The organism is Kistimonas ophiarachnellae (assembly GCF_057552235.1).
The window spans coordinates 43,350-63,953 of the sequence record NZ_BAAJPA010000020.1; the positions used below are offsets into that span (position 1 = coordinate 43,350).

The window sequence follows — 20,604 nt, forward strand, 5'->3', positions numbered from 1 at the left end:
TTGGGAAGACAGGGAGTAGCAAGCCTGGCACCAATCAAATATCCCCGGTCTCCATAGGCTCTTCTTTCTCTTTTTTTGTGGGTAAGGTTTCATCTGAGCTGGCTTTTGGGGTAGCTATAGAGGTTGCTTCCATGGAAGTGCTCATCTGATCACCAGGTAAAGATGAAAACTTCTTTGCATCTGGAGAAAGTGAGCCTGACTCAGGTTTCTGCGATCCACCCCGTTCTGAACTACGATCCGAGGGCTGGCTATAACTTAACGATCTTCCATATGGGGTATGTTTTTTTCTATCCTGACGCTTTTGTTTCGCTCGAGTCGCTTGATATTCATGCGCTGTTTGGCGTTGTCCAAAAATCGCTATGCTTTCTGCCTCAATCGGTAAAGACGAATATGTCGGTGACTCAGGCCTGACGACTGAACTAACAGATGTTGCTACTTCAGTCATTGATTCGCTGACCGATCGTTTTCTTTTCCCTTGATATTCCGTTGCGCCAAGTAATACCCGGGAAACTGCACCCTCCAGCTCCAGCATTTCTTTTTCCTTCATACGTGTGCTGTCGGCAGTGCTTAGTCCTTCTCTTGTTTTCAAAACTACATCTAAATCCTCAACGTGCCTGAAACCACCTTTGCTAATGTCCTCTATTGCTTCAAGCTCCTCTTCAGAGGATCCTTCGATATCAGCAGCTGATTTTTCCTGAGACCGGTATTGGGAAAATTGTGAACCCCGATCATCAACAGCTGTTGCAGACCTTCCACGTCTGGCAGGTTGAGCGGACATTGACTCACCCCCTTCCTGGTGAAGCGACAAACTTTCATCAGGAGACACAGCTTGAGGCTGACCCGGACGACGTTGTCTCTCCTCAGGCTGGGGCTGACGTTTAACAGTATCCTGTACTTTTCCAGGTTGTGAAGGATCCATTAAAAACTCCAGCGAAACAGTTTTTTATAAAACAAAAAATCACGTATTAGCTCGCCCAATAGCTAAGTTAATTTGAATATCTCTAGTGCCACATTTAGCTTCTCTTGCATCTCATCTTCCAGATCCTTTTCCAGTACATCTTTCAAGCTTGTATTTATACCAGCGACCTCCGTCGGGGCTTCCTCTTCTACCTCCGTCGGAGCTTCCTTTTCTACTTCCGTCGGGGCTTCCTTTTCTACTTCCATCGGGGCTTCCTCTTCTACTTCCGTCGGGGCTTCCTCTTCTACCTCCGTCGGGGCTTCCTCTTCTACTTCCGTCGGGGCTTCCTCTTCTACTTCCGTCGGGGCTTCCTCTTCTACTTCCGTCGGGGCTTCCTCTTCTACTTCCATCTGAGATTCATCCGCACTTTCCATCAGGCGATGTTGCAGTTCTTCTTCCAGCCGAGCTTCCACAGTACTATCCATGCGATGTTCCAGTTCGTCTTTCAGCCCGTCTTTAATTTCAGGATTTAGATTAAAAACAGCTTCATAAACAGGTTTTAATCGAGAAGCGCCTGATTCGGAAAATGCAGCTTCACATATTTTATGTTGCAACAATTGGCATACTGTTCGGTTATCAGAATCTTCCTTCTCCCACACTTTAACCAACGTGCCATCATCTTTCTCTTTAAGGTAGCTTCCCACGAGGCTAATCACATCACCTCTTTCTTTCAAAACTGCCAAATGAAAAAACGTTCCATGCACACTTGATTCTGACAATAAAACACCAGCACCCGATTTCAGGAGTAAACGCAAAACATTATCGCCCACCTCAGAACGAACAAGACAACACTCATAAATTACCGGATATCCAGATGCATCATTTTGTTCATTCACAATTTTTTCAAGCTTAGCTAAGTATTCACTGACAGCTGGACAGCTCTTGGCGATCCATTCTCCCAGCTTCGCCAGTAATACCGTTGAGTTATAATCAAGACAGTAACGTACAAGATAAAAAATAAAACTTTCATACCCCCTATCTTTTTTGAACAAATCCGCCCCATGCCTAATCCAAAATGAAACCGTATTTTCATATCCTTCCCGACACGCAAACATCAGCGGCGTCATTTTTTCCAAATCTGTTTCCGCATTCAGGAACTGATCTAAACGATCATTAAATTCATTACTGATTAATCCCCAAAGGTACTCAATACTCTCAGAGTATCCGACCGAAGAAAGCATGTGCATAACCTGCAAACCATATTTTTCGTCATGTCGAAAAGATTCTTCAACAAGCTGACTTTTATTTTCATGCTGTTCTAATAGCTGTTTTATCTTTGAATCAGTATATTTTTCATCTGGCTCACTAACTTTATAGCCTAAACATTCAAAAAATAGACTAAAATAGTTGTTCGCAGCCGCCAGCAACACATTTGTATCTTCATCGGGACTTGGTCTACGAACAACTACACGTCTAGGTATAGGCTTATGCTTTTTGCTTGGTGGAAACTCTCCTCTGTCTGCTCCTTCCTGACTCTCAGTATCAGCAATCAAATCCATTTCACGCCTTCTCTTAAACTCTGCAACTCTTACTTGACCAGCACTGGCTGCCGTTTCATCAGAAACACTCTGCCCTGGTGGTCCATAAATTTCACTTGGAAATTCCGCCATCGGTCTATCCGAACCACTGGTACTTTCACCAACCCTTAGATTCTTCATCAGCAAAGTTTCATCGACTCCAACAGGCTGTGTATCAACCTCCATACTCTGCAAATCCAGATCCGACGCACCAGGAGCTCCACTTTCACTTCGCAGACCTTTTGTTGATTCTACAGAAGCCACATCTAAACGATGTCCATTATCATCTTTCTTTGACTCTTGGCTCACCTCAGTATGAAAACCTGACGATGATGCCCCCGGATCTGATCCATGCCCTACTTTTTTCATAAAACAACGTCCAATAAATTAATCAACAATACTACACTACTGACATAAAGATTATTGATGAAGTTCACAATCAGAGGTAACCTTTCAGTTACACGCAATAACAGATAATGAAACACAAAACCAATGAAAACCAAGACTCTTAATTTATTTTCATACCACCCTATCGACATCCAAACCGATATTAAAGACCAACATTAAACCATTAAAAAATGTAGCATCCGCAAAAACCTAATCAGCAGCATTTTGCATCAATTACTTCGTATTCAAGGAAAAAAGTCAGGATTGGTGATAAATGCTTCATCCGTCAGTGTTTTAAGAAAGGCCACTATTGCATTTTGTTCATCATCAGTAAGCCCCAATGGATGCATCAAGTTTGTTTTATTGCTGACATCAATACCACCGCTGTTAAAATGACTAACCACTTCCTCCAGTGTTTCCATACTGCCGTTATGCATATAAGGCCCGGTCAGTGCAACATTACGCAATGTCGGCGTTCTGAATTTACCGCGATCATCTTCGCTGCCAGTAATACGCATCAAGCCCGGATCGGGGTCTTCATTCGCCCCCGGTAAACCGATGTTGTAATACCCGTAGACTGTCAGGTTTTCCCCATAATGACAGCGATAACATTGTGCCTTCCCATTGAAAAGCTGCAAGCCTTTCATTTCCCTGGAAGAAAGAGCGCTTTTATCACCTCGGTACAGGAAATCGTCAAACTGTGACTGTGTGCTGATCAGGGTCCGCTGAAAGGTAGCAAGTGCCCTGACGATGACAGATGGGTCTGGCGCCCTGCCATAGGCTTTCTGGCTCATTTCAACATACACACTATCCCTGTTCAGACGATCAGCAGCCTCCTCGATTTTGAGCCCCATCTCTTCCGGATCCTCAATGGGACTACGCGCCTGAATCTCCAGGGTATGCGCCCCGCCATCCCAAAAAAGGGCGGGATGAAAGGCCACATTCGTCAGTGTCGGCGCATTGCGAAAACCGGGGTGATTATTGATGCCTGTCGATATGGGTAAGCGCCTGGGGTCAGAAAACGCCAGTGACGGCTCATGACAGGAACTGCAGGACATCGAGTAATCCGCACTGAGAACAGGGTCATAAAAGAGCTTTTTTCCCAGCTCCACCCGTGCCTGAGTCAGCTGGTTATCATAGGGAATTTCAAAAGCCCGGAAACCGTCCGGCAATTCGGGAATCGTAAAACGATCTTCTGGCTTCGTGAAATAGAACGTCATCAGGCTGCCAATCACCGCACCGGCCAAACCAGTAACCAACACAATCGCTTTATTTTGCATATCAATAATTATTGTCTTGTTTTCCTGATCACAAGCATCTGGTTAACCGCAATATCCTTTAATAATTGCTCACTGCCATCGGGCCATACAATCCGCAGCAGTAAAACCTCATCATCAGTCCCCAAACCAAAATGGCTATCCAGTGGATTCTGGGACATATAGTTATTTCCGACCCTAACTTCCCGCATCTGCTGGCCAGATTTACTGTGCAAATAAATCCGCGCGCCAATACCATGCCTGTTAGGCGCATCACCCAGCAACCTGACCGTCAGGAAATGGGTGTTATCGCTATCCTGCCCATGCATATTGTTTCGATAGAGCATGACTCGACCGGTGTTGTTGGCAACCAGCAGATCAACATCGCCATCACGGTCATAGTCCAGGCAGCTGACACCTCGTCCCTGCCCCCGATCTGTCACCCCGTACTCACGAGCCATATCGCGGAACGTGCCATCCCGTTGGTTAATAAACAGTCGGGATTGCTGATCTTTAAATCCGCCCGCTTTACCCAGGAAAGCCTCTCGAAACAGAGAGAGGTAATAGAATTCTTCAAGATCCACCAGCTGTGTTTCTGATAAGGGTACTGTCAGACTGTCCTTAAGCGCCGTAAATGTCTCATATCGATCATCCAGGACGAAATCATCGACCTCCAGCAACGTCAACAGGTAACGCAGATCCGGCCGGGTTTCACGTAGATCAATATAAAAGCCATTGGCATGGAAGATATCGAGCCAGCCATCGTTGTTGAAATCCGCTGCACAGCTGCCCCATCCCCAGCCGCCATCTGCCACTCCCGACGTTTCGGTCACATCCTCAAACCGTAATTTTCCCTGATGCTCCCCCATATTCCGGTAGAGCCGGTTTCCCTGAAAGCCCCAACCAAATCCCTCTGTTGGTGTATCATCCTGCCCTTCCGGAACAAAAATGCTGGTCACGAACCAGTCAAGATTACCGTCATTGTCGAAATCACCAATCGCTGCCCCCATGCCATTCTCATCACGAATCACGGCTTTGTCCGTTTGATTCTCCAGCTTTTTGCCCGTCTGGTTAATGAAGTACTGACTGGTCAGAAAATCACTGGCCAACGCCAGGTCAGGTCTCCGGTCATTATTCAGATCAGCAAAATTGGGTGTAAACACAAAGTCCCGTTCGCCGATCTGGCCAACAACGCCATAGTCACGTGCCATGCCGGCAAAAAGCCCCCGGCCATCGTTGCGCCAGAGGTGTTCTTCTTCCGCCCCTTCATCCATATCCCAGTGGGCCAGCCAGGCATCCAGATCACCGTCACCATCTACATCACCGAAACCTGCACCTACTGTGGCGCGTCCGACCTTGAAGCCAGCCCGGCTGACCGGCAGGAACTGTTCCCTGCCATTGTTCAGAAAAACCATCGGTTCATTGGCATTCCTGCTGCCGGTAAACAGGTCGAGCCAACCATCACCATTCAGGTCCACCAGGGCGGCGCCGGTCAAATCATGATGGGTGTCGATTCCCCAGTTATCCGCTGGCGGGCTGAAAACACCTCCGCCCTGATTGATCATCACTGCTGCAGCTTTCTGATCTCCCTGGTCCAGAATCAGGTCGGTCAAACAGTCGCCATTTATGTCGCCAACAGCCATGCCGCCATGCATGATCAGCCGGGTGATGGTGGCTCCGAAGTTATGGATGACCCCTCCCTTCTGCGCCATCACGCTGATCTCTCTGTGAGTATTCAGACCGCTTTGCAACGCCACTTCAGTAAAGCCCTGTCCGTGTTCACCAGCAGGCTTGATCTGACAGTTAACATTCCATGCTGGCACGGTACCGAGATCAGGCAGAACACCAGCGGTTACTTTCTCTTCAGCCGTTATTGATGGCAGCACCTTGTGGTTATCAAAAACTTTGGGAATACGGGCATTCAAACGTTGATCATCGAGTGACTCGCCTTGGGGAAGCCAGGGGGCCAGACAATCGCTGTCCGTAATGCAGGGATCCGTCAACGTGTTGAGAAAAGCAACCAGGTAACCAATGGACTCATCAGATAAGGCTCTTGCTGCACGCTTATCCGCCTCAGACCAGAAGTCGCTGCTGGTTTGCAGCTGCTTCAAAGCGTCATAGGTGTTGGCTTTGGCCATGGGATAGGCCACATCAAGGCCTTCAAACTGTGGGAGGTGCTGGAGGCTGAAGTCATAGTTCACCAGCGATTGTTCAGGATTCAGGTGGTGTCGAATAATTTCGGTCAGAGAGGTAAAAGCCCCGGTATGCCCATACGGAGCGGTTTCTGTCACATTCAGCAGGCTGGGCGTACGGAATGCATACATGTCCTGAAGCCGGCGGGTCGCACCATAGCGACCCAGGTCTCGCTCATGCACCACCTTGCCCCGACCAAACTGGGGGATGGCCAGGTTGTGGTATTTCTCATCCGTGAAAAATTCACCGCCATGGCATTGGTAACACTGGGCGCCCCCTTCCTGTAACGGTGTATAAAACAGGAAAGCGCCCTTCTTCGCTGCCTGGCTGATGGTTCCTTCTCCCGCCAACCAACGGCGCCAGGGCGTATCAATAAACACCTGGGAACGCTGGTATTCCGCCAGCGCCCGCGCAATATTTGCGTAGGTAATAACAGATTCTGCTGAAGCATCAGGTTGTTCAAATGCCCATCGGAACAGTGCGGGCCAGCGGTTAACCGCTAATTCACCGGTTTTCCCCTGCAGGCGTTTTTCCAGGTATTCCCTGACGGCGTGATGCTCTCCCCTGAGTGGTGCAGAAAAGCCCCGCATTTCATTGAGAGCTACCACCGGGAAACGACTCTGTGCTTCTGTCAGATTGGCTCCGGCTTCAGGATCCTTGCCGCCAAAAAGACTATCCGGCGTTCTGATGACTTCATTCTGACCATTATGGGCGGGTGCCTCAGCAGCTCGATAAATACCAAAATAGCGATCTATGGCTTCAACCCGACCATCATAAAAAAAAGCATGGTCATAAAAGGCTATGTTAAACGTGGTTGGGGAGTTCCTCTCTACATTGGGTCCACCGTCAGCCTCCGGGTCGATACGATAGTTCCCGTCATGGCGACGACCTGGCCCCACAATATCAGGCTCAATGGCACCGACACCCACCGGCAATGACAAACCATCCGCACCACCCAGGCGTGGATCATGACAGCTGGCACAGGCAACATCGAAATCACCGCTGAGGCTTTTGCTGAAAAAGAGTTCCCGCCCTAGCTGGGCCTGTCTGGAACGATGGATAGAGGGTAACTGGCGGTTATTAACCGATTCATCTGGCAATCCACCAGGCTCGGCAATGCGATTGCGAAGGTATTTTCTGAAACGATCATCACTTGACCGATCATCAAAGCCAACATTAACAGCGCTACTGGATGGAAAGGTGGACTTTTGCCAATCTCCATTGGCTTCAGCATCAGGACAAAACGATACGCATCCAACCAGAAGACATGATTGAATACCTCGTTTTACTGCAGCATGACTTCCATACTCAAAGATATCCATTATTCGAATAGTATTTGGTGACTGCATTCATAATGGCACCATACATCTGAGTATTTGCTTTTAACATATTGAGTCCATCTCATAACGCAGCTGTTAACGTGAACACTCATACTGACTGGTGATTCCATTTTTTATCTATCAACCAGTTCCTTTGGACTAAATGCCGAGAGGGGGAAGGTATAATGCCTTCCCCTGAACATCCTCAGTCACATCATTTGAATATATCGTAACGTTCCTTAATACAATTTTCTTTCGGGCCTTCCACCCTATGGGTTCTGTAAGCCCCACCATGGAGATTGAAACAAATATGCTTGTCGTCCTCGTAGCCAGCTGGAACTAATTCAAAATCATCGACATGACGTAACTTATGAATGATACCCGCCTCCCAGCCTGAACCCGCAACATATCCCTTGACCGTAATTTTTATTTTCTTGATGGGATTTAAGTGTCCTCTATCGCTTTCAATTTTAATGTGCCCCACTTCGTTCTTCGTAAGCTCCGAACCTTCCATCTTGCGCATTTTGCTCCAGTCATCACTACCCTGGGGCTTAACCTGGTAATAAACCTTGGAAATCCACATGCCATAGTTAGAGACGTAGACATGCGTTGTCCTCCAGTCAAATATCTCCTTTTCTGGATCTGGCATAAAGTCACCGCCACCGGGGTTGGGGTTGCCTTCACCATCCCAGTCATCTCCTGGATAAGTGATTGTTGGCGGGTTTCCAACGTAGGGAATATCCGGATTCGGTTTCCATTGGGTCGGTATCGTCTCAAAGAACTCATACCTGACATCACGACCGCGGGGAGCGGGCTTCACATTTTTTGACCACACCTTCACCCATGCGTCTTTCTTGCTGTCGTACTGCTCCAGCTCAGCGGTAATGACACTAAAAGGATGCTCTCCACCCGGAAGGGTGTAGTCTTCAAGTCCATAATACTGCCTTGCACCAATCTTGTTGACATACTCCCCTAGCTTTCTCGCCCGGATATTTGCTCTTATTGCTCCGTCAAGAGCATTCCCACCCTTGAACTTAATCACCACCTGGGTCTTACCATAAGCTTCAGTGATGTTAATGGAAGGCGTTATGGGGCCACCGGTGGTGACAATTCCCTGATTGGATGAAGGAGGAAGAGGCATTGCTGGAGGGATGTCAACGGGATTCTTGACACAGGTATCATCACACTCATGCCAGTCCATCTGGTTATCGATCAGATTGCCATAGAGTGTAAACACCTTTTGTGTTGAACTCCCCGAAAAGGCGTCTCTTTTGAAATAAACATTAATACGGTAGGTATCGTCATTATCCTGTTGTGTTTGTGCCCGCTCTACATACTCCATGTTCACATATGTTCTATTGGTTGGCGCGGGAAATCCACGCTTCGCTGTGACATGCGCATCAATACCCTGCCTGATTTCATAGGCTAAGCGCGTAGCTTCCTGAAGTTTTGCCTTATCAGTGAAGTCCTGATATGCATAAAGGGCATAGGCAAGAATCACCGCAACGATCAATACCGCAAACATCATTTCAATCAGGCTGTAACCCTTTGCCAGTAACGTGCTCTGTTTCACGATAGTCCTGGCCCCTCCATGAGACATAAGACGGCTACTCAACGCGTTATGATTGTGATAATTATTAATCTAGATAGACATCCCACCAGAAGTAAAGCGACCCGCCAATGCATCCCTTATTGAGATGACCGAGCCTCCTGTCGTAATACCAGCATCTGATTGACCGGCAGGTTCGTAAAATGTTCCTCATTGCCATCAAGCCTGATAATACGCAACATCTTGACCACCACATAATCTGGTGTCTGAAATAACGATCAGGTGATACGCCCGTTAGCCCCCGTAAAGCATCACCCTGTTCATTAGCGGCTTCTGCACTTCGAACGTCACCGTCATCATTAGCGACACTATTGACCAGAAAACAGTGACAAGACAACACAACCACCTTCCGTATTGTCTGCTGCCCGTCATGGATGGACATTTGATCCCTGAAATGATTTATACCGCTGATTTGCCCAACTTAAGCAGCACTTCCAAAGAATCGGGAAGTATTCAATGCTGCCCAAAAAAACATTCCGGCTGGAAACGCTACATCTAAAACGACAGGGTATGGCTGACGCCGCCTGCAAATCGCTTAAGGCGACTACAGGCGACATTATCTGATCATGCGTTGCTGGCAGAACGCCTAACCAACAACACAACCGGTAAAAAGCCCGCTATCACGAGCGTCAATGCTGGCAATGCTGCGCGCTCCCAATGCCCTTCCGAGGTCATCTCGTGAATACGAACGGCGAGGGTGTCCCACCCAAACGGTCGCATAAGGAGCGTGGCGGGCATCTCTTTCAACACATCTACAAAGACCAGGAGCGCTGCCGTTAATACACCGGGTGCCAACATCGGCAGATAAACGCGTCGAATAATGGCAAAAGAATCTGCGCCAAGCGTCCTCGCCGCTTCCTGCAAAGCCGGACGTATCTGGGCAATACTGCCGGATAGCGGTTCAAACGCCACCGCAAGAAAACGGATGCAATAGGCCAGCACCAAAGCCATCCAGCTGCCCAGAAAGACCTGCTGTACAGGTATGCCCAGACTTTCCTGTAATGTTGCAACCAAACCATGATCAAGCCAGCTGAAAGCCGTCATGACCCCTACGGCCAGCACCGAACCGGGCAAGGCATAACCGGTTGTCGCAACTCTCACTGAACGTAGAACACACCGATCCGGCTGCATTCTGCCTGCAAAGACCAGCAGCAGCGCTAACACCACAGTGATTCCCGCTGCAGATGCAGCCAACAACAAGGTGTTGAATGCCAGCTCCAGATATCGTGCATTCAGATCCTGCAGGGCATTGGTAGCAATCCAGTAAAGCAACTGGGCTACGGGTATCACAAAGGCCAGTGTAAAAACCATCAGGCACGCAGTACTTGCCAGCCAGGCTTTAGCGCCTGTCAGCCGGGTTCTTGAAAGTGGCTGCTGTCGCTCATGGCAGGTATACCGGGCACGTCCACGGCTCCAGCGTTCTGCAGAAAGCAACAGGAAGATCAACAGCAGCAGGAGAGAAGCCAACTGCGCGGCAGCCTGCAGGTTAAAAAAACCGTACCAGGTCTTGTAAATCGCGGTCGTCAGGGTGTCATAGTTAAACACGGAAACGGCGCCAAAATCCGCCATGGTTTCCATCAGCGCCAGAGCGACACCGCCGGCAATGGCCGGGCGCGCCATTGGCAGTGTTACCCTGAAAAAGGCCTTCAATGGTGACAGCCCCAGTAACCGTGCAGCTTCCAGCGTACTGCGCCCCTGCCGTAAAAAAGCGGTACGAGCGAGCATGTAAACATAGGGATAAAACACCAGCACCAGTGTGGTGATCATCCCGGCAGGCCCCCGGATATCCACCCAGGTAAATCCGGGCACCACCGATCGAAGCCAGTTCTGAAACGGGCCGCTGAAATCAAACACACCCAGGTAAACAAACGCCAAGACATAGGCAGGAATGGCAAAAGGCAGAATCAATGCCCAATCCAGCCACTTGCGACCGGGAAATTCACAGAGCGTCACCAACGCGGCCAGCGCCACCCCCAGTATGGTCACTCCGACACCAACCCCCACAACCAATATCGCTGTATTGGATAGCAGGCGCCCCAACTGTGTTTCGAGCAGATGACGCCAGATATCTGTCTGGATATCCCCCCAGCTCAGCAACAGGACAATAACCGGAATCGCAACACAGGCGGCGATGGCCAATGCAATCAACCGCCAGCCAGAGACGCGGTGCAGGATATCCCGAAATGCAGAACGCCCGCCCGGGAGGGGCGAGCGCTCAGGATCCGGAAATGAAAAGGTTCCGGAGGATAGCATCAGTTGTACTTGGCCCGGTCCATCAGCTGGATAGCTTCAGACTGCAACCGGCCAGCAGTTTCTACATTCAGGTTATCCTGTTTGAAATGACCCCACGCAGAAACTTCAGAAGAAGGCTGAACATCGGCATTGGCCGGGTATTCCATATTGCTGTCAGCCAGGATCCGCTGGGCTTCCGGCGTGCTCATCCATTCCAGCAGTTTGGCAGCGGCTTCCGGATGCTTGGCATACCGGGTAATACCGGCACCTGACACATTCACATGCACACCACTGCCGTTCTGGTTAGCCCAGAAAAGCTTCAGGTTGGTATCCGGCTTTTGCTTCAACAGGCGACCAAAGTAATAGGTATTTACGATGGTGACATCACAGATGCCACTCGCAACCGCTTCCATGGCCTTGGTGTCATTGGAGAAGACCGGCATAGCCAGGTTATGCACCCAGCCCTTCACCACTTTTTCACTACCGGGTTCACCCAGGCGGTCGATCATGGTGGCGACCAGTGACTGGTTGTACACCTTCTTGGACGTACGCAGGCACAAGCGGCCTTCCCACTTGGGATCCGCCAGGTCTTCATAGGAAGAGAGCTGTTCGGGCTTTATACGATCACTGGCATAGACCATGGTACGGGCACGAACGGACATGCCATACCAGTTATTGTCAGGGTCCCGCAGGTGGGCAGGAATATTCTTTTGCAGTGTTTCGGAGGTATAGGGCTGCAGAATGCCCTTTTCCTTGGCTTGCCAGAGGTTACCGGCATCCACGGTAATCAGCATATCGGCCGGGGTGGTCTTGCCTTCGGCTTCAAGACGGGCAATCAGGGGGGCATCCTTGTCGGTGATATAACGGATTTTGACACCGGTCTTCTTGGTATATAGATCAAACAGGGGCTTGATCAGTTCTTCATTGCGTGAAGAGTAAACCACCAGCTCATCATCAGCCGCTGAAGCCACCGATGCAGAAAGACCTGCAAACAATGTGGTTGACGCGAGCAATGCCGCCGTCAATGTTTTTTTCAACCCCAGTCCCATTGCAATCACCTTATCGTCATCTACTGCTGCATTGTGGCGCAATGTTAATCATTATCATTTGTAACCTCAACAACAATATGCTGATTGTCAATAATGACTATCCCGTATAGCGACACGAATAAACTCCCATGATTAGGCTGTACGGCTTATCCATGGGAGGTGTGGTTGGAGTGATTTGTTGACTCGTTAAAGCGTTATTGCGTGGATTTGGATGGCTCCGTTGGCATCATTCCCTCCATACCTGGCATGGAGGGAATGGCTTCCATCCCCTGGGGCATCTGCTGCATCACCTGGTTGATGGATTCCTGAATCAGTGCAACCATCGTTCTGTGCCCTTCATCAAAGCCTTGATAAAAGGCTCGTTCCGCCTTGCTTTTCATAGCAGATGGTTCGGCAATCGCTTGCCGGGAACCCGCTTTCGTCTCACCACTGAACATGACCTCCATGGCGGTGGGAATGGTCAGGGCAATAGCCCGACCTGACATGTAACCGTCAATATAGCGCCCGCGCAGAATGGCATTATCGGAAGAACCCAGGCCACTGCTTTTATAAGCGACAGCGGCTTCGCACCAGCGATCGAGGTATTCATTGTCCGATTCCTCATCACAGGAGTAATGGACAAAACCCTGCGCTGCTACCACCGCCTGATAACCGGCCCGGTAACCGGCTTGAGCAACGGGCTGTCCGGAAAAGGATTGGGGATTACTGGCCATGGCAGCATCCTGTCGCCCCAGCCCATAGGAATTAATGAACGCATCACGTTTCTGGTTATCATCCCTGGCAAACACCTTGCTGTGTTTCCAGGCATCCAGCCCCTTGCACCAGGCCCGTGTCGCAGCAGAGGAATCCGTGGCGTTATTGCAATCCGGCGTTTTGGGAGGCACTGGTACCGGCTTTTCAACAATAACCTCAACCACCTCACGCTCAACGGCGGGCTCATCCAGCACGGGAGACTGTCCGTCTTCCTCATTATTTCCACATCCCTGCAACATCATCGCCAACAGTGCTGCACAGGACAAAGCCTTCAGTGACGATCTGTCCATACTACCACTCCCTCCGACATTCATTCGTCTCTTCAACCCACATGGATACGCACGGTCGGCCTACTATAGTCGACATTCAAAAGGCAACGGAGCGGCATAGCTCAAGATTGACAACAGTACTGACAGCATTGGTCAAGCCGTAAACAAAGAAAGAATGGGTATTCGTCTAGCAAGGCATACTGCCTTGCTACGGATCAAGGATTCATGACCTGCCGAATGATCTGTTCTTTCAGGAAAGGAATCTGGTTCGTTAGCGAAAGACCGGTATTTCGCATCCAGCGTAGCAACAGCAGATCACTGCCAAACAGTTGCTGGAATCCCTGCATAATGCCCATCACCGCCAGGTTATGCGGCTCACGACGCCGCTGATAGCGTGCCAGCAATAAAGCATCGGCATAATCGCCACCGCGTTCACAGGTCCGGTGAATCTCCCCGGACAACTGCCGGGCATCCAACAAACCGAGGTTCACACCCTGCCCGGCCAGTGGATGGATAGTATGGGCAGCATCGCCCATCACGACGACCCGGCCACGATAATACTGTCGCGCATGCCGCTGCCTAAGCGGCATGCAATACCGCTTGTCGGTTGATAACACCTGACCCAGCCGGTGTTCAAACGCACTGCCCAGTTTCTGGCAAAACGCGTCATCCGTCAGCGTCATCATCTGTTGGGCCTGATCAGGCACCAGCGACCAGACAATAGAGCAGTAATGAGTATCGCCATCACTGGGCAGAGGTAGAAACGCCAACGGGCCTGACGGCAGAAAGATCTGCCACGCGGTATCCTGATGATACTGCTCAGTCTGCACCGTCGTGACGATGGCGTGATGCTGGTAATCCCATTCGCGGGTCGGGATACCGGCCATTCGCCGAACCGGGGAATGCGCGCCATCGGCAGCAATCACCAGCCGACTCTGCAGCTGATCACCTGATTGCGTGTTTAATTGCACACCATCGCCAATCTGCCGCAGCGAGGCAATTTTCGTATGCCTCAGCTGGGTAACATCGGTTTCACCCAGGCGTTGCAATAATGCGCTGGTTGTCACACTGTTTTCGACAATATGCCCCAGCGTGTCCAACCCCGCTTCGCTGGCTGTAAAACGGATATTGCCTGTGCCGTCTGCATCCCAGACCGTCATGCCGGTATACGGTGAAATCCGGGCATCACGCATCAATGCCCAGGCACCCACTTCATCCAGCAATTGCCGGGACGATTCTGTCAGTGCGCAGACCCGTGGATCATATTGTCCCGAAGCGGTTTCCCTATCTGACGCAAGCGGGCCTGCATCTACAAGAGCAATACGTAACGGTAAGTCTGACAGCGCCATGGCCATCGCCAGACCATTAATACCGCCACCAATAACCGTAATATCAAAGGATTGACTATCTGATGAAGCAGCCTGACTCATGGACGCCCTCCCAGCCCCATGGCCTGTCTTGCGAACCACCCTTTCAGTGGCCCACAAAGGTCCAGCGCCACAAGACCAACATTTCGTGCCCCCTGCAGCCATTTTCCGGACAGTACGGACTGTTCACTGAACAACTTGACCACATAGTCACTGAAATGAATGGTCTGGAATTGATCCTGTTTCTGTCGGGCCATATATGCCTGCAGTGTCGCCAGCTCGCCAATACCGGCACCGCTCTTCAATGCACCGGTAACAGTTTCTGACAAGGCTATGGCATCGCGTAATGCCAGGTTGAAGCCCTGCCCCGCCACCGGATGCAAACTATGGGCAGCGTTACCCAATACCACGAGTCCGGGACGTACCTGTTCTGTTGCCAGTTTCAATGCCAATGGGTAACTGAAGCGCTGTCCCACCTTGCGGAAACGGCCTACCCGATAACCGAAACGCTCCTGCAGTTCATTCAGAAAATCATCGTCAGTCAGTTCAAGCCGTTCCCGGGCCAGCTCATCCGGCATAGTCCAAACCAGCGCACACCGCCCTTCCGGCAACGGCAGCAATGCCATCGGTCCTTCATCCGTAAAACGCTCGTAAGCCACCTGGCTATGGTGCTGGTCCGGCGTGATACTCGTGATAATGGCGGTCTGATGATAGTGGCTGACGGACTGTTCCAGCCCCATGTCGCGGGCCAGAGAGGAACGCCCACCATCGGCCAGCACAATCAGAGTTGCGGATACAGAATACGTTTTCCCATCGCGATTCACTTCGAGTGTCGCACCCTCTGGTGTTGGCTGCAGATGACGCACCTCAGCAGGACAGAGGAATTCAATTCCCTCTGTTTTCTGTATCTGCTCCAGCAACACTTTACCAAGCCACTGGTTATCCACTACATAACCGAGCGCAGGCACTTCATAATCTTCTGCATTCAGGCGAGTCATACCAAAGTGACCACGGTCAGACACATGAATATGGCGAATCGGCTCCACCCGCTCAGCCAATGATGGCCAGATCCCCATGGCATCATAAATTTCCCGGGTCCCCCAGGACAGCGCCGAAGAGCGGCCATCATAGCTGGGCTGATAATCCAGCTGTTCTGGGCGTAATGGCACCGCTTCAAACACGGCAATCCTGAAATCCGGGTTAGGCACCGACTGTCGGAGCGACAGGGCCAGGCTGGCGCCAACCATGCCGCCCCCGATAATCACCACATCATAATGTGTACTGCTATCCATGGTTATCTCTGAACTGATTGGATGTGTTCTGGCCAACGGGTTTGAAGCATCAGGACCAATCCTGCCCCTTCATCAGGGCTTCAATAGCATCAGGATCTTTCTCTGCAGCGGACGTCAGGATCTCGCAACCTTCTGCGGTCACCAGTACATTGTCTTCAATGCGGATGCCGATACCGCGCCATTTTTCCTCAACATCAGTGTTATCCGGCGCGATATAGAGACCCGGCTCAACCGTTAACACCATACCCGGCTCAAACTTGCGCCACTGCCCGTTGACCTTGTGATTGCCAACATCGTGGACATCCATACCCAGCCAATGCCCTGTACCGTGCATATAAAATGGCCGATAGGCTTCATCCTTGATCAGCTGATCCACATCACCTGACAGTATACCCAGATCAACCAATCCTTCTGTCAGTGTACGAACCGCTGCATCGTGGAATGCTGTCCAGGGATTGCCCGGGCGAATGGTCGCAATCGCCTGTTCCTGGGCTTTCAGTACCAGTGAATAAAGTGCCCGCTGTTCTGTTGAAAAAACACCATTGACCGGAAACGTCCGGGTAATGTCAGCGGCATAATTGTCGAGTTCACAGCCGGCATCAATCAGCACCAGGTCGCCGTCACACATCTGCCGGTCATTCTCGGTGTAGTGGAGGATGCAGGCATTCTCACCACTGCCAACGATCGAATTGTACGCCGGCACACGGGCGCCATGATGAATAAATTCATGCTGCAGCTCAGCTTCCAGCTGGTATTCATATAATCCCGGACGACACATCGTCATGGCCCGCCGATGAGCACCGGCACTGATAGCGCAGGCCTCACGCATTATTTCGAGCTCTGCGTCTGACTTGAACAGGCGCATTTCATGCACCAGCACATCCAGACCAGACACCACCGCCGGTGCAACGGCGCCACGCCGTTCTCGGGCTTTTAGATTATTGATCCAGCCATTGAGCCGACCATCAAATTCCGGTAAAACACCCAGCGTGTAATGGATTGTTTGCCGACCATCCAGCAAGCCCGGCATAAACTGATCCAGCTCACCAAAAGAGAACGCCTGATCCATACCATACTGCCGGACAGCGCCTTGCTGCCCAGCCCTTCGGCCATGCCAGGTTTCCATCAGGGGATCACGATCTCGGCAAAAGAGAATACTCTCACCGCCTTCACGTCCTGGTATCAACACCAGTACCGCTTCCGGCTCATTAAATCCGGTCAGGTAATAGAAATCGCTATCCTGCCGGTAGAGATACTCGGAATCACGGTTACGGATCTTTTCCGACGCGGCCGGCAATATTGCAACACCGTCATTACCAATTGCCTGCATCAGCTGTTGGCGTCGCTTGCCGTATTCTGTCATCGCCAATTTTTTCATGGTGTCCTGATCCGGTTTATGCTCTGAGAACTATCAGCGTCCTGTGCCTGCCAGCAGTATCAGTGAAGTGGACCGGTGGTTGCACTCGCCTCTGCTTCACTGGATTCGCCAAACAGCATCAATGTCGCCATGCGCAGGTATTCACTGACTTCCAGAAAATCTTTTTCTGACGACTCGGAGTCCTCCAGGTCATCAAACTGCACCTGGGCGATACTGGCAAAATCAGCCAGGATACTGGCCGCTTCTTCTGACAAATCATCCTGGCTGCGACCACTCAGGCCGTAACCGCTGAGGAATCCCTGACACCACTGACCCAGCGCCTGGGTACGCTGTTCAAGGGCTTCATCGTCATCGGGCAGCAGGGGCTGAAAGGAGTAGTCTTCGGACTGCAACTGAGCCAGCGTCTCATCATACAGCTGTATCAGAACTGTCTTTGCCACAGTGTCCAGCGCCTGACTGACAGCCATATGCTCGGCAGCCGTGGACAACCAGGCACCATGGGCCGGACGCTGTCCCGCGCAATATTGTCCGCAGAGCAAACCGTGCAGTTCCGAGGGCGACTGATAAGATTGCAATTCAAGGAACAGGTTGCTCAGCCGATCAAAACTGACCGGCGCCAGACCTGAAGCATCAGTAGTCATGGGAGAATATCCGCCAATTCAAGATTGCCCCGAGTGTACCGCAAGGCGTCTGGGGGAGCGAGATTCATCCGGCAGAAAAAATAATGGTCAAATTGACCGGAATCAGGGCGACGATCTCTTGTTACCGTCAACACCAAAAGGATATAGTAAAACATTGATAATCCAAAGATTGTCTGACGGCCACATGGAACCTAAAGAACTGTCGATGTTGAGCAGGAAAGTCGATGAACTCATCGTACTCTGCAATCGCCTGCGTCAGGAGAACCGTATCCTGCGTGCCGGCGAGCACGCCTGGAAGCAGGAGCGCGCACAACTGATTGAAAGAAACGAGATGGCACGGACCAAGGTCGAAGCAATGATCGGCCGGTTACGGGCGCTTGAGCAGGAAACATGATATGAGCAATGAACAGCTCACCACCACGGTCAACATCCTGGACAAGGATTACCGGATCAGCTGTCCTCCGGAAGAGCAGGAAGCCCTGAGTTCTGCGGCCCGCTACCTCGACAGCAAGATGCGTGAAATCCGGTCCTCCGGCAAGGTCATCGGCCTTGAGCGTATTGCCGTCATGGCCGCCCTGAACATTGCCCATGACATGCTCATCGCCAACCGGGAAGCCAACGCACTCAAGGAAGACACCCAGCGGCACATCCAGATCCTGGTTGAACGGCTGGACGACGCCCTGCACGAGCATAACCAGCTCGAACTCTGATTGCGATTCGAACTAACAAAGGGCTGGTAACTCCTGCCCGCCTGCCGATATAATTCTTCACAAGACTCCCTGGTCTGATCGCCAGTCATGAACTGTCCCTGAGGCGATAAATACCATCCTGGGGGCTCCTCGTGGATACCAGCGTGCAGGTTCACCTTGCAGTGAAAAGCCCAACGTATCTCAGCAGCCTCCACCTTGAAGCATGGCTTCAAGGGCTATACTGACAGCGTCAGCACCGGGGAGCCTTGTTTTATTCGCACGACCTTTCTTATCGACGCCAATCGCTTCACATAACAACGGATTGCCAGCCAGGGAATGACGCCACAACAGCAGTTGCTTCAGAAAAAACAGCTCAGGCAAATTCTGCGGGAACGGCGCCGTCGATTGTCCATCTCAGAACAACACCAAGCCAGTCATCGTCTGAAAAAAATCCTGTGCCGACAGAACTGCTACCTGAAAAGTCAGCGTATTGCACTTTACCTGACCAACGATGGCGAAATTGATCCAAAAGAGATTGCCCAGAAAGCATGGCAGCAGGGTAAGCAGTGCTTTCTTCCGGTACTAAATCCACTGAAACCGGGCTGGCTGCAGTTTTTACCCTGGACACCCACCACCCGCATGAAAAAAAACCGGTTCGGTATTCCAGAACCTGATGCACGTTTCTATCAACCCGTACCCGTCTGGTCACTGGATCTCGTCTTGTTACCACTGACCGGATTCGACCGAAAAGGTCATCGCATGGGTATGGGAGGCGGCTTCTATGACAGAACGTTTGCCTTCATCAAAACACCAGGCTGCATAAGGGCTCCACAACTGATCGGGCTTGCCCATGATTGTCAGCGGGTTGATCATCTGCCGATTAACAGCTGGGATATACCGCTCTCTGGCATTGCCAGCGACAGGCAGTTTTATACAACCCGCTGAAGTTCAAGTCAGCATCTGTGCTGTGGCCGTGGTTACCACACCAATGGCAAACAGAAAAATAATCGCGGCAACAGGATCAAGCTTACGCCATGGAAACATGTTCACATCACTCTTGAATGACAGACCAACTTCAATTCAGCATCGGATACGCACGAATAAAGCCATCCACTTAATACAGTGCAGATCATAGATAGACATTGCAATGCATACTGTGACCTGCTGCAAGGTTTGCCCAATAACAAAGTAGCAAGTGGATAACCATTTTGCTCACTCTCTCGCAATAACATTTTCTGTTATTAGCAGAAACTCAATTCCGTTCTAACATGCTCAGTGGAAAAACTATCTCGCTATATTTCTTTTTCATTATTGTTTCGAGGATATCGTCATGCCCCAATCTATTCCCGTACTAATATTTACCATCGCTATCAGCCTGGCAGGATACACTCTCTCACATGCGCAGGAGCGGCCGGACCATTCAGAAACCCTCACCGGGCAAATAATGGGGGGCTGGTCACCAACCAGCATTGATGAACAGGTAATGAACGCTGCCTTTTTCGCTGCCAGTGTCATTCATGATGGTCAACTGCAGGATGTGCTCTCAGCCAGGCAACAGGTGGTTGCAGGCATGAACTACGCGATGGTGCTCAAAATGAACAACGGACACCAGTGGGATGTTATCGTTTATCAAAATCTGGACAACGTCTACAGTCTCACCAGCAAAAACCGATTACATTGACCCTCTTATAAATA

16 protein-coding genes and 1 other RNA gene are annotated in these 20,604 nt (G+C 50.7%); 5 read left to right on the plus strand and 12 right to left on the minus strand.

The window, feature by feature from the left end:
• Window positions 1–34: 34 nt before the first annotated feature.
• From AC27K1_RS19685 to AC27K1_RS19740, 12 genes are all read right to left on the minus strand, one after another.
• The gene (locus AC27K1_RS19685) at window positions 35–919 is read right to left on the minus strand and encodes a hypothetical protein (protein WP_487152501.1); all 885 of its coding nucleotides are present in this window, start codon (window positions 917–919) and stop codon (window positions 35–37) included.
• A gap of 62 nt (window positions 920–981) precedes the next feature.
• On the minus strand, window positions 982–2,844 hold the full coding sequence (locus AC27K1_RS19690) for a hypothetical protein (protein ID WP_487152502.1): 1,863 nt from the start codon (window positions 2,842–2,844) through the stop codon (window positions 982–984).
• A gap of 263 nt (window positions 2,845–3,107) precedes the next feature.
• Window positions 3,108–4,142 carry a cytochrome-c peroxidase gene (locus AC27K1_RS19695; RefSeq protein ID WP_487152503.1) on the minus strand — a complete coding sequence of 345 codons (1,035 nt, stop codon included), beginning with the start codon at window positions 4,140–4,142 and terminating at the stop codon, window positions 3,108–3,110.
• 8 nt (window positions 4,143–4,150) lie between these two features.
• Window positions 4,151–7,660 carry an FG-GAP-like repeat-containing protein gene (locus tag AC27K1_RS19700; RefSeq protein ID WP_487152504.1) on the minus strand — a complete coding sequence of 1,170 codons (3,510 nt, stop codon included), beginning with the start codon at window positions 7,658–7,660 and terminating at the stop codon, window positions 4,151–4,153.
• 184 nt (window positions 7,661–7,844) lie between these two features.
• The gene (locus AC27K1_RS19705; RefSeq protein WP_487152505.1) at window positions 7,845–9,203 is read right to left on the minus strand and encodes a type II secretion system protein; all 1,359 of its coding nucleotides are present in this window, start codon (window positions 9,201–9,203) and stop codon (window positions 7,845–7,847) included.
• Window positions 9,204–9,803: 600 nt separating this feature from the next.
• Entirely contained in the window at window positions 9,804–11,492 is a 1,689-nt protein-coding gene (locus AC27K1_RS19710; protein WP_487152506.1) for an ABC transporter permease, read from the minus strand.
• Complete coding sequence (locus tag AC27K1_RS19715; protein WP_487152507.1) at window positions 11,492–12,520, minus strand: extracellular solute-binding protein; 1,029 nt, start codon at window positions 12,518–12,520, stop codon at window positions 11,492–11,494. Before AC27K1_RS19715 ends, AC27K1_RS19710 begins: the two co-directional genes overlap by 1 nt.
• A gap of 194 nt (window positions 12,521–12,714) precedes the next feature.
• Window positions 12,715–13,563 carry a hypothetical protein gene (locus AC27K1_RS19720; protein WP_487152508.1) on the minus strand — a complete coding sequence of 283 codons (849 nt, stop codon included), beginning with the start codon at window positions 13,561–13,563 and terminating at the stop codon, window positions 12,715–12,717.
• Between the two features lie 194 nt (window positions 13,564–13,757).
• On the minus strand, window positions 13,758–14,972 hold the full coding sequence (locus AC27K1_RS19725; RefSeq protein WP_487152509.1) for an FAD-dependent monooxygenase: 1,215 nt from the start codon (window positions 14,970–14,972) through the stop codon (window positions 13,758–13,760).
• Complete coding sequence (gene ubiH / locus AC27K1_RS19730) at window positions 14,969–16,201, minus strand: 2-octaprenyl-6-methoxyphenyl hydroxylase (protein ID WP_487152510.1); 1,233 nt, start codon at window positions 16,199–16,201, stop codon at window positions 14,969–14,971. The genes AC27K1_RS19725 and ubiH overlap by 4 nt, the downstream gene beginning before the upstream one ends.
• 49 nt (window positions 16,202–16,250) lie before the next feature.
• A complete protein-coding gene (gene pepP / locus AC27K1_RS19735) occupies window positions 16,251–17,579 on the minus strand; it encodes a Xaa-Pro aminopeptidase (RefSeq protein WP_487152511.1) in 1,329 nt (442 codons plus the stop codon).
• 59 nt (window positions 17,580–17,638) lie between these two features.
• On the minus strand, window positions 17,639–18,220 hold the full coding sequence (locus AC27K1_RS19740; protein ID WP_487152512.1) for a UPF0149 family protein: 582 nt from the start codon (window positions 18,218–18,220) through the stop codon (window positions 17,639–17,641).
• A gap of 184 nt (window positions 18,221–18,404) precedes the next feature.
• Here AC27K1_RS19740 and AC27K1_RS19745 point away from each other — a divergent pair, with 184 nt between their 5' ends.
• The 5 genes from AC27K1_RS19745 (at window position 18,405) to AC27K1_RS19765 (ending at window position 20,590) form a co-directional block, all read left to right on the plus strand.
• Entirely contained in the window at window positions 18,405–18,614 is a 210-nt protein-coding gene (locus AC27K1_RS19745) for a TIGR02449 family protein (protein WP_487152513.1), read from the plus strand.
• A 1-nt stretch (window position 18,615) separates the two neighbouring features.
• Window positions 18,616–18,930: a cell division protein ZapA gene (locus AC27K1_RS19750; protein WP_487152514.1), complete on the plus strand. Its 315-nt coding sequence runs from the start codon at window positions 18,616–18,618 to the stop codon at window positions 18,928–18,930.
• Between the two features lie 63 nt (window positions 18,931–18,993).
• Window positions 18,994–19,176: non-coding RNA, 6S RNA (gene ssrS / locus AC27K1_RS19755), on the plus strand.
• 69 nt (window positions 19,177–19,245) lie between these two features.
• Window positions 19,246–19,854: a 5-formyltetrahydrofolate cyclo-ligase gene (locus AC27K1_RS19760; RefSeq protein ID WP_487152515.1), complete on the plus strand. Its 609-nt coding sequence runs from the start codon at window positions 19,246–19,248 to the stop codon at window positions 19,852–19,854.
• 385 nt (window positions 19,855–20,239) lie between these two features.
• Window positions 20,240–20,590, plus strand: coding sequence for a cystatin family protein (locus AC27K1_RS19765; protein ID WP_487152516.1), 351 nt, complete (start codon window positions 20,240–20,242; stop codon window positions 20,588–20,590).
• Window positions 20,591–20,604 lie beyond the last annotated feature (14 nt).

What these genes read in the sequence shown, in the direction of transcription:
- AC27K1_RS19685 (WP_487152501.1), bottom strand. Translation starts at nt 919, where the DNA reads ATGGATCCTTCACAACCTGGAAAAGTACAGGATACTGTTAAACGTCAG.
- AC27K1_RS19690 (WP_487152502.1), bottom strand. Translation starts at nt 2,844, where the DNA reads ATGAAAAAAGTAGGGCATGGATCAGATCCGGGGGCATCATCGTCAGGT.
- AC27K1_RS19695 (WP_487152503.1), bottom strand. Translation starts at nt 4,142, where the DNA reads ATGCAAAATAAAGCGATTGTGTTGGTTACTGGTTTGGCCGGTGCGGTG.
- AC27K1_RS19700 (WP_487152504.1), bottom strand. Translation starts at nt 7,660, where the DNA reads ATGCAGTCACCAAATACTATTCGAATAATGGATATCTTTGAGTATGGA.
- AC27K1_RS19710 (WP_487152506.1), bottom strand. Translation starts at nt 11,492, where the DNA reads ATGCTATCCTCCGGAACCTTTTCATTTCCGGATCCTGAGCGCTCGCCC.
- AC27K1_RS19715 (WP_487152507.1), bottom strand. Translation starts at nt 12,520, where the DNA reads ATGGGACTGGGGTTGAAAAAAACATTGACGGCGGCATTGCTCGCGTCA.
- AC27K1_RS19720 (WP_487152508.1), bottom strand. Translation starts at nt 13,563, where the DNA reads ATGGACAGATCGTCACTGAAGGCTTTGTCCTGTGCAGCACTGTTGGCG.
- AC27K1_RS19725 (WP_487152509.1), bottom strand. Translation starts at nt 14,972, where the DNA reads ATGAGTCAGGCTGCTTCATCAGATAGTCAATCCTTTGATATTACGGTT.
- ubiH (WP_487152510.1), bottom strand. Translation starts at nt 16,201, where the DNA reads ATGGATAGCAGTACACATTATGATGTGGTGATTATCGGGGGCGGCATG.
- pepP (WP_487152511.1), bottom strand. Translation starts at nt 17,579, where the DNA reads ATGAAAAAATTGGCGATGACAGAATACGGCAAGCGACGCCAACAGCTG.
- AC27K1_RS19740 (WP_487152512.1), bottom strand. Translation starts at nt 18,220, where the DNA reads ATGACTACTGATGCTTCAGGTCTGGCGCCGGTCAGTTTTGATCGGCTG.
- AC27K1_RS19745 (WP_487152513.1), top strand. Translation starts at nt 18,405, where the DNA reads ATGGAACCTAAAGAACTGTCGATGTTGAGCAGGAAAGTCGATGAACTC.
- AC27K1_RS19750 (WP_487152514.1), top strand. Translation starts at nt 18,616, where the DNA reads ATGAGCAATGAACAGCTCACCACCACGGTCAACATCCTGGACAAGGAT.
- AC27K1_RS19760 (WP_487152515.1), top strand. Translation starts at nt 19,246, where the DNA reads ATGACGCCACAACAGCAGTTGCTTCAGAAAAAACAGCTCAGGCAAATT.
- AC27K1_RS19765 (WP_487152516.1), top strand. Translation starts at nt 20,240, where the DNA reads ATGCCCCAATCTATTCCCGTACTAATATTTACCATCGCTATCAGCCTG.